This is a genomic window from Phenylobacterium sp. (genome assembly GCF_037138395.1).
Lineage (GTDB): Bacteria > Pseudomonadota > Alphaproteobacteria > Caulobacterales > Caulobacteraceae > Phenylobacterium.
Map to the genome: position 1 here is coordinate 1 of NZ_JBAXIM010000057.1, position 15,297 is coordinate 15,297.

The 15,297-nt window shown below is 69.3% G+C and carries 15 protein-coding genes and 1 pseudogene; 8 read left to right on the top strand and 8 right to left on the bottom strand.

Features of this window, described 5'->3' with window-relative positions; all coding sequences use genetic code 11:
• From WCJ52_RS06360 to WCJ52_RS06390, 7 genes are all read right to left on the bottom strand, one after another.
• On the bottom strand, nucleotides 1-683 hold a 683-nt coding region (locus tag WCJ52_RS06360), incomplete at its 3' end, for a TPM domain-containing protein (protein ID WP_336902469.1).
• Nucleotides 680-1,342, bottom strand: a complete 663-nt coding sequence (locus tag WCJ52_RS06365) for a LemA family protein (RefSeq protein ID WP_336902483.1) — start codon at nucleotides 1,340-1,342, stop codon at nucleotides 680-682. The genes WCJ52_RS06365 and WCJ52_RS06360, both read right to left, overlap by 4 nt.
• 98 nt (nucleotides 1,343-1,440) lie before the next feature.
• Nucleotides 1,441-3,129, bottom strand: coding sequence for a M20/M25/M40 family metallo-hydrolase (locus tag WCJ52_RS06370; protein WP_336902470.1), 1,689 nt, complete (start codon nucleotides 3,127-3,129; stop codon nucleotides 1,441-1,443).
• A 41-nt stretch (nucleotides 3,130-3,170) separates the two neighbouring features.
• Nucleotides 3,171-3,782 (bottom strand): 2-hydroxychromene-2-carboxylate isomerase, encoded by a 612-nt coding sequence (locus tag WCJ52_RS06375; RefSeq protein WP_336902471.1) that lies wholly within the window; start codon nucleotides 3,780-3,782, stop codon nucleotides 3,171-3,173.
• A 20-nt stretch (nucleotides 3,783-3,802) separates the two neighbouring features.
• Nucleotides 3,803-4,540, bottom strand: coding sequence for an SDR family oxidoreductase (locus tag WCJ52_RS06380; protein ID WP_336902472.1), 738 nt, complete (start codon nucleotides 4,538-4,540; stop codon nucleotides 3,803-3,805).
• A gap of 78 nt (nucleotides 4,541-4,618) precedes the next feature.
• Nucleotides 4,619-5,401 (bottom strand): DUF1365 family protein, encoded by a 783-nt coding sequence (locus WCJ52_RS06385; RefSeq protein ID WP_336902473.1) that lies wholly within the window; start codon nucleotides 5,399-5,401, stop codon nucleotides 4,619-4,621.
• Between the two features lie 5 nt (nucleotides 5,402-5,406).
• A complete protein-coding gene (locus WCJ52_RS06390) occupies nucleotides 5,407-6,741 on the bottom strand; it encodes an FAD-dependent oxidoreductase (protein WP_336902474.1) in 1,335 nt (444 codons plus the stop codon).
• A 149-nt stretch (nucleotides 6,742-6,890) separates the two neighbouring features.
• Here WCJ52_RS06390 and WCJ52_RS06395 point away from each other — a divergent pair, with 149 nt between their 5' ends.
• The 3 genes from WCJ52_RS06395 (at nucleotide 6,891) to WCJ52_RS06405 (ending at nucleotide 10,353) form a co-directional block, all read left to right on the top strand.
• Nucleotides 6,891-7,304, top strand: coding sequence for a DUF2177 family protein (locus WCJ52_RS06395; RefSeq protein ID WP_336902475.1), 414 nt, complete (start codon nucleotides 6,891-6,893; stop codon nucleotides 7,302-7,304).
• 187 nt (nucleotides 7,305-7,491) lie between these two features.
• Nucleotides 7,492-9,075, top strand: coding sequence for an AMP-binding protein (locus tag WCJ52_RS06400; RefSeq protein WP_336902476.1), 1,584 nt, complete (start codon nucleotides 7,492-7,494; stop codon nucleotides 9,073-9,075).
• Between the two features lie 120 nt (nucleotides 9,076-9,195).
• Nucleotides 9,196-10,353 carry a DegT/DnrJ/EryC1/StrS aminotransferase family protein gene (locus WCJ52_RS06405; RefSeq protein WP_336902477.1) on the top strand — a complete coding sequence of 386 codons (1,158 nt, stop codon included), beginning with the start codon at nucleotides 9,196-9,198 and terminating at the stop codon, nucleotides 10,351-10,353.
• 183 nt (nucleotides 10,354-10,536) lie between these two features.
• On the opposite strand, the gene WCJ52_RS06410 is transcribed toward WCJ52_RS06405, so the two are convergent.
• A complete protein-coding gene (locus WCJ52_RS06410) occupies nucleotides 10,537-11,229 on the bottom strand; it encodes a VOC family protein (RefSeq protein ID WP_336902478.1) in 693 nt (230 codons plus the stop codon).
• Nucleotides 11,230-11,328: 99 nt separating this feature from the next.
• Between WCJ52_RS06410 and WCJ52_RS06415 the strand changes: the two genes are divergently transcribed.
• The 5 genes and pseudogenes from WCJ52_RS06415 to WCJ52_RS06435 form a co-directional block, all read left to right on the top strand.
• On the top strand, nucleotides 11,329-12,294 hold the full coding sequence (locus WCJ52_RS06415; RefSeq protein WP_336902479.1) for a zinc-binding alcohol dehydrogenase family protein: 966 nt from the start codon (nucleotides 11,329-11,331) through the stop codon (nucleotides 12,292-12,294).
• Between the two features lie 13 nt (nucleotides 12,295-12,307).
• The gene (locus WCJ52_RS06420) at nucleotides 12,308-13,144 is read left to right on the top strand and encodes an alpha/beta hydrolase (protein WP_336902480.1); all 837 of its coding nucleotides are present in this window, start codon (nucleotides 12,308-12,310) and stop codon (nucleotides 13,142-13,144) included.
• A 20-nt stretch (nucleotides 13,145-13,164) separates the two neighbouring features.
• Nucleotides 13,165-13,947: an SDR family NAD(P)-dependent oxidoreductase gene (locus tag WCJ52_RS06425; RefSeq protein ID WP_336902481.1), complete on the top strand. Its 783-nt coding sequence runs from the start codon at nucleotides 13,165-13,167 to the stop codon at nucleotides 13,945-13,947.
• Between the two features lie 234 nt (nucleotides 13,948-14,181).
• Nucleotides 14,182-14,925, top strand: coding sequence for a YebC/PmpR family DNA-binding transcriptional regulator (locus WCJ52_RS06430; protein ID WP_336902482.1), 744 nt, complete (start codon nucleotides 14,182-14,184; stop codon nucleotides 14,923-14,925).
• Between the two features lie 16 nt (nucleotides 14,926-14,941).
• Nucleotides 14,942-15,297 (top strand): annotated as a pseudogene (locus WCJ52_RS06435) (site-2 protease family protein); the annotation flags it as partial.

The window sequence follows — 15,297 nt, forward strand, 5'->3', positions numbered from 1 at the left end:
GGTGGATGGGGCGGCAGGATCACAGGACCACCGAGGCCAGAGCGCCGTAACGAACGCCCGCCGCCTCGCATGACCGAGCTGAGGACCCAGAAGATCAGGAGCAGGACCATGAGGGTCACCAGGGGCGAGCCGCCACCTTTGTGGGCGACCTCACCGGCCTTGCGGACATTGGCGCGCGCCTCCCCCTCGGGAAGGGCGAGCTGGGCGGCTACCGCGTCGGCGCCCGCCAGAATTCCCGCTTCCATATCGCCCCGGCGGAAGGCGGGGGCGAGCTGGGTCTGGATGATCACCGAGCTGAGACTGTCGGTGAGGATCGGTTCGAGACCGTACCCGACCTCGATTCGCACCCGGCGCTCATTGGGGGCCACGATCAGCAGCACCCCGTCGTCGCGCTTGGCATCCCCGATGCCCCAGGTCCTGCCCAGCTGGTATCCATAGTCCTCGATGGGATAGCCCTGGAGGTCCGGGATGGTGGCCACCACCATCTGCCGGCCAGTCTTGTCCTCGAGGTCCTTGAGGCGTGAGGTGAGGGTCTGTTCTGCCTCGGGCGACAGCAGGTTCGCGGCATCCACCACCCGTCCGGTCAGGGACGGGAAGGCCGGCGCCGCCAGGGCGGCGCCGGCGAAGGCCACGAAGGCCAGGACCGCAAGGACAATGGGTCCTGCGCTCCGGTTCCTCGTCATTGGGCAGTTGCAGGCGCGGCTGCAGGTGCCTGCAGGACGGGTGCCGCCGGGGCAGGACCCGTCGGGTTGAAGCTCACCGACGGAGCCGTCTGGGCAGCTTCGTTCGCGGCGAACATCTGCATCGGCTTGGAGCCGCGGTGCACCATCGTCCAGAACGAGTTCGGGAAGGTCTTGAACTCGAGGTTATAGTTCCGGACGGACTCGTTGTAGTCGCGCCGGGCGATGGCGATGCGGTTCTCCGTCCCCTCAAGCTGGGACTGGAGGGCCAGGAAGTTCTGGTTGGACTTCAGGTCCGGATAGCGCTCCTGGATCATCATCAGTCGACCAAGGACGCCCGAGAGCTTGTCCTGGGCCGCCGAATACTCCTGGAACTTCGCCGGGTCGGTCAGGGTACTGGCGTCCACCTTCACCTGGGTGGCAGAGGCCCGGGCCTGGGTCACCTCGGTCAGGACATTGCGTTCCTGGGAGGCGTAGCCCTTCACGGTCTCGACGAGATTGGGGATCAGGTCTGAACGGCGCTGGTACTGGTTTTGCACCTCGGCCCACTGGGCCTTTGCCGCCTCTTCCTTGGTGGGAATGGCGTTCACGCCGCAGGCCGCCAGGAACAGGGGGGCGGCAAGAACAAGCAGGGCGCGGACGAGTGTCTTTCGGGTCTTGATCACGATTTAGCCTCCGATCCTGTCACCGCTCCGAGGCGGCCAGTGCCACAAGATGGCCCGCCCGGGGAGGTTTCGCAATGCAGACCCTGCAGCAGCGCTCAACGAAATCGGGCTGAGGCGCTCTTTTCGCGAAGATTCCGGAACTCGGAGTCCGGCCGCCAGTCGGGCCATTGACGGCTATTGGCGAGCCGGCTGGCCATATCGACGACCAGGTCGACATCGGCCGCCGCGCCGCGCAGGTCCCAGTCGGCGCTCCAGGCGTCGCAGGCCTTATGGTAGCACCCGTCCGTGTAGGCAGTGACCCAGGCGTCACCTGCGGGGCGGCCACCCTGGACCAGGTCGGCGCCGCCGCCGAGGCCCATCAGCAGCAGGGCGGGCACCCCCCGCCGGGCGAGGCTGAAGTGGTCGGCCCGGAAGAACAGGGCGCGTTCCGGGCGGGCGTCGGGCGTCACCGTCCGCTTCTGGCGACGGGCCGCCTCTGCCAACCAGTCATCGAGCTCGGACTGGCCCGCACCCACCAGCACCACGTCGCGGGCGGGGCCGGCGGTCTGAAGGATGTCGAGGGTCAGGTTGGCCGCCATCCGCTCGAGTGGGACCGTGGGATTGGTCCCGAAGTACTCAGATCCCAGCAGGCCGCGCTCCTCAGCGGTCCATAGGGCGAACAGCACCGAGCGTTCGGGGCGCCGGTCCCGGGCCAGCAGCCGCGCCGCCTCCAGGACCCCTGCCACCCCCAGGGCATCATCTATGGCACCCGGTCGGATGCGCCGGCCCTTGGCGTCCGGCGGGCCTTCGCCATAGGCGTCCCAGTGGGCGGCGACCATCACCGTCTCATCCGGACGGCTGCGTCCCGGCAGGCGGGCGATGACATTGTGGCTGTCGAACCGGCTGTGGGCGACGCCAACGTCGGCGCGGAAACGCATTCCCTTCAGCTCGACGGGGCGGAAGTCCGCCGACCGGGCCTGCCGCCGCAGGGTCGCAAGGTCCAGGCCTGCGGCCGAGAAGAGGCGAGCGGAGGCGTCCGCGGACAGCCATCCCTGAAGGGGAAGGCGCTCGGCCTCGGGACGCGGGCGGGCGACGTCATAGCCCTCTCCGGCGGAGGCGATCACCGTCGACCAGCCATAGCCCGCACCCTCGGTCTGGTGGACAATCAGGGCGGCGATCGCGCCCCTCCGGACAGCTTCCTCGAACTTGTAGGTCCAGCGCCCATAGTAGGTCGCAGCCCGGCCTCCGAACTGGCCGGCCACCGCATCCGCCGCCGTCGCCTCGAAATCGGGATCATTGATCAGGAAGACGGCGACCTTGCCGCGCAGGTCGACGCCCTTGAAGTCATCCCAGCGGCGCTCCGGCGCCGTGACGCCATAGCCGACAAAGACCATCGGCGCGTCCTGCAGAGTGACCCGATCGACCGGCAGGAGGGTGATGATCGAGATGTCGCGCCCGGATGCCAGGACCGTCTCGCCCTTGGGCCCGGTGACCGCAAAGCGGCCGTCCGCCGCCAGCTGGGTCCGGATCATGGGAACGGGCTGGACGAAGCGTCCCCCGGGGCCGGCAGGCTCCAGGCCCAGCTTCCGGAAGGCAGCCTCGAGGTAGGCGAGGGTCTTCGCCTCGCCAGGACCACCCGGCGCACGGCCGGCATAGGGGTCGGAGGCCAGCTCCCGGGTGATGTCAGAAAGCCGGGCGGGATCCGTCCGGTCCTGCGCCGCTGCGGGCGCTGCCGGGAAGATGCTGAAAAGGCTGGAAAGGATCAGGGCGGACAGGATCAGGTGGGGACGCAGGCGCAGGTTCATGCCCCCCAGTCTCCGGATTTCGCCCCGCCCTGGCAAGGCGCTCAGGCGGGGGACCGCGCCAGCTCTTCCTCGACCTGGCCGAGGCGGTCCTTGCCAAAGAACATCTCGTCGCCGACGAAGAAGGTCGGAACCCCGAAGACACCGCGCGCCACCGCCGCCTCTGTATTCGCGACCAGCTCGGCCTTGACCTCCGGATCCTGGGTCGCCTCCAGGAGGGCGCGGGCGTCCAGACCGGCCGCCGTCAGCGCCCCGGCGACGACCTCCGGGTCATCCATCTTCAGCCCCTGCTCCCACATGGCCGACAGAACGGCCTCGCGGTAGGCGTCCTCCACTCCCGCGCGCCGGGCGGCGACCAGGCCGCGCATGATGAGCAGGGTGTTGACCGGGAAATACGGGTTGAACCGGTAGGCCGAAAGCCCATGCCGGGCTACGAACCTCTGGGTCTCCAGGGTCTCGTAGGCCAGCTTGCCCTTGATGTGACCAAAGGCCTGGGCGGGGGACTGGTTGCCCGTGGCCTTGAAGATCCCCCCGAGCAGGCAGGGGATCAGGTTCACCCGGGCCCCGGTGCGGGCAGCGATCCCTGGCAACACCTTCCAGGACAGGTATCCGTTGGGACTTCCGAAGTCGAAGATGAAGTCGATTGTGCGGGTCATGGGGCGGTCTTCCTTCCGGGCTACCAGGTTTCCGACCAGGGCCGGAGGTCCAGTTCATGGGTCCAGGCCGAGCGCGGCTGGCGGTGCAGGTGCACATAGGTGGCCGCCACGTCGGCGGGCTTCAGGATGGTGTCGCGAGCCAGGAGGTCATCGACCTCCCCGCGTATGGAGCGGATGAAGGTCCCATCCACAGCGCCGTCGATCACGACGTGGGCAACGTGCACGCCCTCCGGTCCCAGTTCCCGCGCCAGGCTCTGGGCCAGGGCCCGGAGGCCCGCCTTGGCGGCGGCGAAGGCGGAGAAGCCCTCGCGTCCGCGCAGGGAGGCGGTGGCCCCGGTGAAGATCAATGTGCCCCGGCCCCGGGGGGCCATGATCCGGGCCGCCTCGCGCCCCGCCAGGAAGCCGGCGAAGCAGGCCATCTCCCAGACCTTGGTGAAGACCCGGGCCGTGGTCTCGACGACGGGGAAGCGCACATTGGCGCCGATGTTGAAGACCACCACCTCGAGGGGCCCGATGTCCGCCTCGATCCGGTCGAAGAGGGCGATCACCTCAGCCTCCTCCCGGGCATCGCAACCGAAGGCGTGGGCGCTGCCGCCGGTAGCCCGGATCTCCTCCGCAAGCGCCTCGAGCCGGTCTAGGTTCCGGGGCCTGCGCGTCAGGCAGACCGTGAGACCCTCGGCCGCGAATGCGCGCGCAACGGCGGACCCCAGCCCGTCCCCTGCGCCGATCACCAGGCAGACGCCCTTGCGCGTAGCCATTTGCGGAACTCCTTCTCCGATCCGGACTCAAAGCATGCGGGGTCCGGGGTGGAAAGCGAGTTCCGAAGGGACAGTCCGTCAGTTTTCCTGAAGCGCAGCGGGGGCGAGCGTGACCGGGACCGGCGGCGGCGGCGGGCGCGGGCGGATCGGCTCGCCCTTGAGCCACATCCAGAGGGCCTCCCAGTGGATGGCCGCCAGGACGCCCAGGCTGGTCATGGGATGCTTCAGCCAGGCGGCCAGAAGGTTGGCGTCGGTCATCTCGCTCCGCTCGCCGGCGAAGGCGGCGGTGAGGACGGGCCCTTCGGCGTCGGAAACCTCGATCGAGACCGCCACGCGCTCGCCGGGGGCCCGAATTCGGAAGGCGTAGGTCAGGTCCATGTCCATAAAGGGCGAGACGTAAAAGCCCTTGTCGATGGACTGGGAGAGGACCTCGTCGGTCCCCGGCGCAGCCGGGATCAGGTAGCTGTGGCTCTCGCCAAAGGTGTTGCGAACCTCGTAGAGCACCGCCGAGAGCGCGCCGTCCGCCCGGTGCAGGAACCAGACGGTGAGCGGATTGAAGACCCCGCCCAGGATCCGGGGCATGGCGAGCAGGCGGATCGGACCACCGCCCTCGAGGCCCGCCTCCGCCAGGATCGCCTCCACCTGGCCGCGCAGGTCCTGGCCGGTATGGTCGAGGTGATCCCGGGGCGAGAAACCCGTCAGGGCGAAGCGCCCCACAGAAAAGCGCCTCAGCTGGGCGTCGAGCCCGTCGAGCTCGTCCAGGTCCAGCAGCAGCATAAAGATACGGTATCGTAGGCGGTGCGGCCGCGGCCGGAGGCGAACGTGGGAGACGACCCCGGCATAGAGTCCCGAGGCGACCACGGCGCTCAGCCCGCCCCGGGGCCGGCGGGCAGGTGGATTCGCCCGGACTCGTTGGCCACGGTCCAGGGCCGGCGCGGGGCCCCCATGGCCTCGGCGGCCGCCAGTCCCGACTGGAGGGCATCCTCGTGGAAGCCGTGTCCGAAATAGGAACCGCAGAACCAGGTCCGGCGCACCCCCTGCAGGGACCAGAGCCGGGTCTGCGCCTCCATGGCGGCGGCGTCGTAGAGGGGGTGGTCGTAGGGGATCTCGGCGATCAGGCTGTCGGGGCGAAAATCCTCGGGCGGATTGAGGGTGACGAAGAGGTCGCCAGCGTTCTTGAGGCTTTGCAGGTAGGTCATCCAGTAGGTCACCGGACCCTCGCCGGGACTGTCGCTGCGGCCAATGTGGTTCCAGGCCGTCCAGGCGGCCCGCCGGCGCGGCATCAGGGCCGGGTCGCGGTGCAGCATCACGCGGTTCCTGGCATAGCGGAAGGCGCCCAGCAGGGCGCTCTCCTCCGAGGTCGGGTCCTCGAGCAGGGCCAGGGCCCTATCGCCATGCACGGCCAGGACCGCCTCGTCGAAGTCGAGGTTTGCCCCGTCGGCCAGGCGCACGCGCACGCCCCCCTCCGTGCGGGACAAACCCGCCACCCGGACGCCAGTCCGAAGGTCGGCCCGCGCCACCTCGGCCAGCCTGCGGACATAGGACCGGCTGCCGTGCGTCACGGTCCGCCAGAGTCCCCGCCCGGAGACACTCATCATGCCATGGTTGAGGAAGAAGCGGATCAGGGAGGCGGCTGGATAGTCGCCAATCCGGTCCAGGGGGGTCGACCAGATGGCCGCCGCCATGGGCAGGAGGTGATCGTTCCGGAAGGCCGGCCCATACCGACCGGTCTCCAGGTAGGCGTCCAGGCTCGTCCCGGACCCCTCCAGCCGCCGCAGGTCGTCCGGCGCCTGCCGGTAGAAGCGCAGGATGTCAGCGATCATGCGCCAGAAGCGCGGCCTCAGCAGGTTCCGCTTCTGCGCCAGGAGGGCGTTGGAGGAGTACTCGAGCTTGCCGTCGTCCAGGGACACCGACAGACCCATGTCGGCCGGCTGGCTGGCCACGCCGAGATGCGCAAGCAGGGCGACGAAGTTTGGGTAGTTGTCCTCATTGTAGACGATGAAGCCAGTATCGACGGGGGTATCCCCGCCCGGTCCCGGCGCATCGAGGGTATTGGCGTGGCCGCCAAGCCGGTCCTCGGCCTCCAGGACCGTGACCTCGGCGACCTCGCCCAGCCGCCAGGCGGCGGAGAGTCCCGCGGCGCCGGCGCCGATCACGACAATCCGGCGGACAGGAGAGGCGTCAGGCGCGACGTCTGGCAAGGGAAACTCCTGGGGAGCGGAGGGGAGGATGCGGAGGCTCCATTGACCCCAGAGCCCGGAGGGATGCAAGGGGCCGCCCGCCAAGAGAGGACTGGCCGCGAGGTCCGGTCTGGTGCAGCGTGTCCGCCTCAACTTTCGGAGGGTTCGACATGCGATGGATTCTGACCTGGCTCGGCGTCGGCGTGGCGTTCGGGGTCCTGGATGGGATCTGGCTGAGCCAGATGTTCGAGCGGCTCTACAAGCCCGCCCTGGGGGACCTGCTCGGCCCCGGCCTGAGGCTCGACGCCGCCGCAGCCTTCTACCTGATGTACGTGACCGGGCTGGTCCTGCTGGCCATCCGGCCCGCTGTCCTGGCGGGGGGCGGGCCGAAGGCGGCCGCCCTGAGGGGCGCGAGCCTGGGCGCCTTTGCCTACGCCACCTACGACTTGACCAACCAGGCCACCCTCGCCGTCTGGCCGGTCCACGTCAGCCTGGCCGACATCGCCTGGGGAACCTTCGCCTCGGCGACGGCATCGGCGGTCGGCGCCCTGGTTTGGTCACGCGCAGCGCGCCGGGCCGCCTGAAGCGCGACACGGGCACACTCGAGCCTGTTGTCGGAGGCACAGGCTCGCGTCTATTGTGAATGCGGACGGTCGGGGCGACCCGGTCCGGGGTCAATTACGGCCCCGGGTGCCTAATCAGCGCCGTAGAATTTAGGTTTCAGGCATCGACAGGACGCCGGAGAATGCGTCTGTCCCGGGAGGAATTTGAATGAACGATTTGCTCAATCCCGAGTTCATGGCGCGCCTTGAGGCCGCTGGCCAGGTGGGGATGACCACCGCCTGTTGGGCCGCACGCAACCCCGACAAGGTCGCCGTCTACGACCCGGACGGGACGCCCCACACCTTCGCAAAGGTCAACACCAACGCCAACAAGCTGGCCCGCTTGCTCCGCGCCCGCGGCCTGAAGGCCGGCGATTCCCTGGCCCTGGTCTGCTCGAATCGCGCAGAGTTCGTGGAGGCCCTGGCCGCCACCCTGCGCTCGGGGATCCGCATCACCCCGGTCAACTGGCACCTGAACGCCGACGAGATCACCTACATCATCAAGGATTGCGAGGCCAAGGCCCTGGTGGGCGACGCCCGGGTCGCCACAGTCGGCCCGGCCTCCGCGGAATGCCCGGACCTCCTGGTAAAGCTGGCCGTCGACGGGAAGATCGAGGGCTTCGAGGACTATCAGGCCGCCCTGGACGCCTTTGACGGCAGCGACATCGACGACCCGGTCCTCGGCAATGCCATGATGTACACCTCGGGCACCACCGGACGGCCCAAGGGCGTGCACAGGGCCGCCGCCATCGCCACGCCGCCGGCCATGTACCTGATGCGCGGCTACGACACCGAGACCTCGGTCCAGCTCTGCGCCGGCCCCGCCTACCACGCCGCACCCCTGGCCTTTGACGTCCGCGCCGCCATGGGCGCAGGTACGCCCCTCGTCTTTATCGACAGGTGGGACTCCGAGCATGTCCTGAAGTCGATCCACGAGCTGAAGGTGACCCACCTTCACCTGGTGCCGATCATGTTCCAGCGCCTCCTCGCCCTTTCGGCGGAGGTCAAGGCGCGCTACCCGGTCGATCAGGTGCAGTACATTGTCCATGGCGCAGCGCCCTGCCCGCCCGAGGTCAAGCACGCCATGATCGAGTGGTTCGGCCCGATCCTGTCCGAGTACTATGCCGGCTCGGAAGGCGGCGCGGGCTTTACCATCGACTCCCACGAGTGGCTCAGGAAGCCGGGCAGCGTCGGCAAGCGTCCGGCCCTCCTGCAGGTCCGGATTCTCGACGAGAGCGGGAAGGACCTGCCAAACGGCCAGTCTGGCGGCATCTACCACCAGCTGCCCCCGGGCGGCGGCTTCACCTATTACAAGGACGAAGCCAAGACCAACGCCAGCCGGGTGGACGGCTTCTTCACCATGGGCGACGTCGGCTATTTCGACGAGGACGACTACCTGTTCCTCACGGGCCGCAGCGCCGAGACCATCATTTCCGGCGGGGTTAACATCTACCCGCAGGAGGTCGACAACGAGCTGATCAAGCACGACGCCGTCGCCGACTCCGCCACGGTGGGGATCCCCCATGACGAGTGGGGCGAACAGGTGAAGGCGGTGATCCTGCTAAAGCCCGGCTATGCGCCCTCCGACGCCCTGGCCCAGGAGATCCTCGACTTTGGCCGGCGCAGCCTGCCCTCGTTCAAGGTCCCCCGCAGCCTCGACTTCGTCACCGACCTTCCCCGGTCGGCGGCCGGCAAGATCCAGCGCAACAAGGTCCGGGCTCCCTACTGGGAAGGCCGCGCCAAGCAGATCTGAGGCGGAGCTGTCCCAGACCTGCGCTGGGGCCCCCGCCGAAACGATGCGAAAACAAGCGTGTCTGGAGATTGCAGGCGGGCGCCCTTAAGAAGCGCCCGCCGGTTTCCACTCGGGGTGCTCATGCCGATTCCCTTCATCGATCTCCAGGCCCAGCGCCAGCGCCTTGGCCAGCCCCTTGAAGACGCCATCCTCAAGGTCGTCCGCTCGGGCGCCTGGATCATGGGTCCCGAGATCGCCGAGCTGGAAAAGGCCCTGGGCGACTTCGGCCAGGCCCCCTTCGTCCTGTCCTGCGGCTCGGGCACCGAGGCCTTGCAGCTGCCCCTGATGGCCTGGGGGATCGGGCCTGGAGACGCGGTCTTCTGCCCCTCCTTCAGCTTCGCCGCGACCGCCGAGGTCATGCCCCTGGTCGGCGCCTCGCCAGTCTTCGTGGACGTCCGCCCGGACACCTTCACCCTCGACCCGGAACGCCTGGAGGCGGCCATCCAGGCCGTGAAGGCCGAGGGCGTCCTGACCCCCCGGGCGATCCTGGCGGTCTGCCTGTTTGGCCAGCCCGCGGACTATCCGGCCCTGGCCGACATCGCCCGCCGGTACGGCCTGAAGCTGATCGCAGACTCCGCCCAGGGCTTTGGCTGCACCCTGGACGGCCATCACCCCATCCACTGGGCCGACGCGGCCACCACCTCCTTCTTTCCGGCCAAGCCCTTGGGCGCCTATGGGGACGGCGGGGCGGTGTTTAGCAAGGATGCGCGCCTGCACGACCTGCTGGTCAGCCTGCGCGTCCACGGCCAGGCGGTGAAGTCCGACATCGAGGGCCGGATCTTCGAGCACGATCCCAAGTATCTGAACATGCGGGTGGGCATGAACAGCCGGATGGACACCCTCCAGGCCGCTATCCTCCTGCAGAAGCTGACCATCTTCGCCGACGAGATCGAGGCCCGGAACCGGGTGGCCGACCGCTATGCCGAGGGCCTGAAGGGCCTGGTCGAGACCCCTGTGGTCATCCCAGGCGGCCGCAGCACCTGGGCCCAGTACACGGTGAAGTGCGCCGACCGCGACGGCCTGGCCGCCCACCTGAAGGCCGCCGGGGTGCCGACGGCGGTCTACTACCCCATCCCCATCCACCAGCAGGCGGTCTACAGCGGCTATCCCGCGCCGGGCGGCCTGCCCGTGACCAACGCCCTGGCCGGCCAGGTGCTGAGCCTGCCCATGCACCCCTACCTGACGCCCGACGCCCAGGACCAGGTGATCGCGGCGGTGCGGGGGTTCGTCCGAGCCTAGCCGAACCTTGCTTGCGTTGACGCTCTCACGGGGCTCCGCCTGATGGGCTCTCAAATTCCTCCCCCCAGGGGGAGGTGGCCCGCGCAGCGGGCCGGAGGGGGTCAGCTGAAGCGCCGTTGACCCCCTCACCGCGCTTCGCGCGGAGCTCCCCCTTGGGGGAGCAATTGAACGCATCTGGGAGCCCTAGCTGACCTCCAGCGTCCCCACGATGGAAGCGCGTTGGGACAGTTCGATCCAGTTGCCGTCGGGGTCCCGGACCATGGAGATGCGCGCCGTCGTCCCCAAGGTGGTCGGGGGCATGGCCTCGCGGCCGCCGGCAGCCAGGACCTGGGCGTGGTCGGCGTCGACCCGGAAGACCTGGAAGGTGATGTAGCGCCAGCCCGTGCCGGGCATAGTCGCGTCAGATGGGGCGTCGGCGGCTTCCTCCAGGATGAGCAGGGTCTCACCGGCCCGGAAGGCCGCGCCGTCCTCCCAGGCCTCTTCCACCAGGCCCAGGGCACCCGCATAGAAGGCCCTGTGGGCCTCAAGGCTGCGGACCGCCAGGCGGATGCCAGCCTGGGTGATGCTGCGCCAGCCGGGCGGGACCAGGGTCACGCGGTTACCGTCGGGATCTGCCAGGGCGCGGGGCGCGATCAGGCCTTCCCGGGCCAGATAGAGCTCACGATAGCCGGTCGGCGCCCCGGCCGGGACCGGCTCGGCATAGGCGTTGATCTTCAGGACCGAGCCATTGGCGTCATGGCGATGCTGGTTCTGGCCCCGCCGGATAGGCAGGAGGTGGTCGAAGGGAACCCCCGCCTCGCCCTGCCAGAAGGCCAGCACGGCCTCGAGGGCGTTGGTGGACATGCCGATGTCCACGCGTGGCTTGGCCAGTTCCATGGTCGCCTCCCTTTTCGCGCCTCTGCCTGCGGGCTTGCCCGCGATCTGTCCGCGTGACAAGTCAGAAGCCCAGGGAGACCACAACCAGGAGCCAGACCCATGAAGGCGGCAGTCTATTACGAGAACGGTGGACCCGAGGTCCTGCGCTATGAGGACGTTCCCGATCCGGTCTGCCATCCCAAGGGCGTGATCCTCCGGGTCGAGGCCATCGCCATCGAGGGCGGCGACACCCTGAGCCGCTTCGGCGGCCCCCTGGTGACCAAGCCCCACATCGTCGGCTACCAGGCCGCCGGCGAGATCATCGAGGTGGGCGCGGAGGTCACCCACCTGAAGGTCGGCCAGAAGGTCGCCACGGTGAATAACTTCGGCAGCCATGCCGCCCTGCGCAGCGTTCCGGCCCGCAACTGCTGGCCAGTCCCCGAGGGCTACGACATCGCCAAGGCCTCAGTGATTCCCGTGACCTTCGGCACCGCCCACGACTGCCTGTTCGAGTACGGGCGGATGAAGGCGGGCGAGATCGTCCTGGTCCAGGCCGGGGCCTCGGGTGTCGGCGTCGCCGCCATCCAGCTGGCCCGCCGGGCCGGGGCAAAGATGATCCTGGCCACGGCCAGCTCTGACGCGCGCCTGGAGCGCCTGAAGCCCCTGGGGATGGATGCCGGCATCAACTACCGGGAGCACGAGGTGCCCCGGGAGGTCCGCCGCCTGACCGACAATCACGGCGCTGACGTGGTGGTGGACTCCGTGGGCGGCTCGACCCTGCAGGGCTCGATCAATAGCCTGGCCTATCGTGGCCGCGTCTCCATGGTCGGCGCCGCCGGGCGCGAGCCCATGGTGGTGGACGTCGGCTCCATGATGGGCGGCAACCGCAGCCTTTCCGGCGTCTTCCTGGGCGCCGAGATCATGACCGACCGGGTCCACGACATGATCCAGGGCCTGATCGACGACGCTGCACAGGGCCAGCTGGAGGTGGTGATCGACCGGACCTTCCCCTTGTCCGAGGCTGCCGCCGCCCACGCCTACATCGAAAGCCGCGCCGCCGTCGGCCGCGTCGTCCTGGTCCCCTGAGGAGAGCCTGGCCATGCCCTTTGCAACCAACGGCGACGTCCGGATCTGCTGGGAAAGCTTCGGCGATCCCGCGGCCCCCGCCATCCTGCTGGTCAACGGCCTCGGCTCGCAAATGACCCGCTGGCCGGAGGCCTTCTGCAAGGTCCTCACCGACAAGGGCTACCGGGCCCTCAGGTTCGATAACCGCGACACCGGCCTGTCGACCTGGTTCGATGCCGGCGACGCCTATACCCTCGAGGACATGGCCGCCGACGCCATGGCCGTACTGGACGCCGCAGGGGCCCCCTCCGCCCATGTGGCGGGGGTGTCTATGGGCGGCATGATCAGCCAGGTCATTGCCGCAGACCATGCGGACCGTACCCTCTCCCTGACCTCCATCATGTCCACCTCCTCGGCACCCGGCCTGCCCCAGGCGACCCCCCGGGCCATGGCGGTGCTGACCCAGCCGACGCCGGACTTCCAGACCGACCCACAGGCCCACACCGCCGCCGCTGTGGAGAATGCCCTGGTGATCGGCAGCCCCGCCTATCCCTGGCCCAAGGGCGACCTGGCCGTGCGGGCCAAGGCGGAGGCCGAGCGGGCCTGGAACCCCACCGGGTCCGGCCGCCAGATGCGGGCCGTCGGCGCCACGGGCGACCGCTCAGAACGCCTGGCCCAGATCACCGCCCCCACCGTCGTCCTGCATGGTGCGGACGATCCCCTGCTGCCGGCCGACGGTGGCCGGGACACCGCCGCCAAGATTCCCGGGGCGGAGCTCCGGATCATCGAGGGCATGGGCCACGACCTGCCCCCCGCCCTGTTTGGCATTGTCGCCGACGCCATCCTCGCCGCCGCCGCCCGCGCCGGCTGACCCCTTCAAGGAGCTGACCCATGGGACGTCTTTCCGGAAAAACCGTCATCATCACCGGCGCCGGCTCGGGAATTGGCCGGGCCGCCTCCCTGCTCTTCGCCGCCGAGGGCGCGAAGCTGGTCATCGCCGACAAGTTCGACACCGTTGAGGAGACCGCCCGCCAGGTCCGCGAGGCGGGCGGGACCGCCATGGCCCTGACTGGCGACGCCGGCGAGGAGGCCTTCGTCGCGGCCCTGGTGGACCGGGCGGTGGCCGAGCACGGCGTCCTGGACGCCATCTGGGCCAATGCCGGCATCTCTGGCGGTGCCACGCCGCGCGAAGAGCAGGACGCCGCCCACTGGGCCGAGGTCCTGCGGGTCAACCTGATCGGGCCCTTCCTGGCGGTGAAGCACGCCAGCCGGGTCATGGTCCCCCGGGGCCAGGGCTCTATCGTCATGACCGCCTCGGTGGCTGGCATCCGCTCGGGTGCCGGCGGCCTGCCCTATTCGGCCTCCAAGGCCGGGGTGATCAACCTGGCCCAGACGGCGGCCAACGACCTCTACGGCACTGGCGTCCGCGTCAACGCCATCTGCCCCGGCCTGATCGAGACCGGCATGACCAAGCCCATCTTCGACGGCGCCCGGGCCCGGGGGAACGAGGCCAAGATCGGCCAGCTCAACCCCCTGGCCCGCTATGGCGTACCCTCGGAGATCGCCCACGCTGGCCTCTTCCTCGCCTCGGACGATGCGTCCTACGTGAACGGCCAGGCCATAGCCGTCGACGGCGGCCTGTCTTCGTCGCACCCGGTCGTGCGGCGGCGCTAGGGGTTGAACCGGCCAGGGCAGCGGCGAGGCGGTCCTCGCCGCCTCAGCTGACCCCCTCAGTCGGCTTCGCCGACAGCTCCCCAATTCCTCCCCCAAGGGGGAGGTGGACCGCGAAGCGGGACGGAGGGGGTCAACGGCCCCTCCGCTGGCGCCCTCCGGCCTGCGCCCGGACTGGTCAGGCAGCGCGCAGACAGCTAGAAACGGGTTCGTATCGCCTTTTGCCCGCAGGGACCCATGGCCGGACATTCCAAGTTCAAGAACATCATGCACCGCAAGGGCCGCGCCGACGCCCAGCGGTCCAAGCTGTTCTCCAAGCTCTCGCGCGAGATCACCGTCGCCGCCAAGTCCGGCATGCCCGACCCGGCCATGAACCCGCGCCTGCGCCTGGCCGTGGCCAACGCCCGGGCCGAGTCCATGCCCAAGGACAATATTGAGCGGGCGATCAAGAAGGCCTCGGGCACCGACGCGGCCTATGAGGAAATCCGCTATGAGGGCTTTGGCCCCGGCGGCGTGGGCCTCATCGTCGAGGTGCTGACCGACAACCGCAACCGGGCGGCGGCCAATGTCCGCTCGCTGTTCTCCAAGCACGGCGGCAACCTGGGCGAGACCGGCTCGGTTTCCTTCATGTTCGACCGGGCGGGGCGCATCGTCTATCCGGCCTCGGCCCGGGGCGAGGAGGCGATGATGGAGGCCGCCATCGAGACCGGGGCCGACGACGTGGAGTCCGACGAGGACGAGCACGTGGTCTTCGCCGCCTTCGAGGCCCTGAATGAGGTGGCGGCGGCCCTGGAGGCGACCCTTGGCCCGGCCAAGTCCACGGGCCTGGCCTGGCGGCCCAAGAGCCTGACCCCGGTGGAGGGCGACGCCGTCGGCACCCTGCTCAAGCTCATCGACGGCCTGGAGGACGACGACGACGTCCAGACCGTCTGGGGCAATTACGACATCTCCGACGCCGACCTCGAAGCCTTCGGGGCCTGACGGAGTCCGGTTCTCCATGGCCCGCGCCGCGACCTCCCGGGGAAACCCGGCCGGACTGATCCTCCTGGCCTGCCTGGCCACGGCCCTGGCCATGACCCTGACGGCCTGGCCGCCCCTGACCTTCCTGTTCGTCATGCTGGGCTGGGTGCTGGCGGTGGGCGTGCATGAGTTCGGCCACGCCTGGGTGGCCTGGCTGGGCGGCGACCATACGGTGAAGGACAAGGGCTACCTGACCTTCGACCCGCGCAAGTACGCCGACCTCCAGACCACCCTGATCTGGCCCCTGATCGCCCTTGCCCTGGGCGGCATTGGCTTCCCCGGCGGGGCCGTCTGGCTGAGGGAGGACCTGATGCGCGGGCCCCTCTGGCGCTC

Coding starts and splice junctions, on each gene's coding strand:
- WCJ52_RS06370 (WP_336902470.1), bottom strand. CDS start 3,129: ATGAACCTGCGCCTGCGTCCCCACCTGATCCTGTCCGCCCTGATCCTT.
- WCJ52_RS06375 (WP_336902471.1), bottom strand. CDS start 3,782: ATGACCCGCACAATCGACTTCATCTTCGACTTCGGAAGTCCCAACGGA.
- WCJ52_RS06380 (WP_336902472.1), bottom strand. CDS start 4,540: ATGGCTACGCGCAAGGGCGTCTGCCTGGTGATCGGCGCAGGGGACGGG.
- WCJ52_RS06395 (WP_336902475.1), top strand. CDS start 6,891: ATGCGATGGATTCTGACCTGGCTCGGCGTCGGCGTGGCGTTCGGGGTC.
- WCJ52_RS06400 (WP_336902476.1), top strand. CDS start 7,492: ATGAACGATTTGCTCAATCCCGAGTTCATGGCGCGCCTTGAGGCCGCT.
- WCJ52_RS06405 (WP_336902477.1), top strand. CDS start 9,196: ATGCCGATTCCCTTCATCGATCTCCAGGCCCAGCGCCAGCGCCTTGGC.
- WCJ52_RS06410 (WP_336902478.1), bottom strand. CDS start 11,229: ATGGAACTGGCCAAGCCACGCGTGGACATCGGCATGTCCACCAACGCC.
- WCJ52_RS06415 (WP_336902479.1), top strand. CDS start 11,329: ATGAAGGCGGCAGTCTATTACGAGAACGGTGGACCCGAGGTCCTGCGC.
- WCJ52_RS06420 (WP_336902480.1), top strand. CDS start 12,308: ATGCCCTTTGCAACCAACGGCGACGTCCGGATCTGCTGGGAAAGCTTC.
- WCJ52_RS06425 (WP_336902481.1), top strand. CDS start 13,165: ATGGGACGTCTTTCCGGAAAAACCGTCATCATCACCGGCGCCGGCTCG.
- WCJ52_RS06430 (WP_336902482.1), top strand. CDS start 14,182: ATGGCCGGACATTCCAAGTTCAAGAACATCATGCACCGCAAGGGCCGC.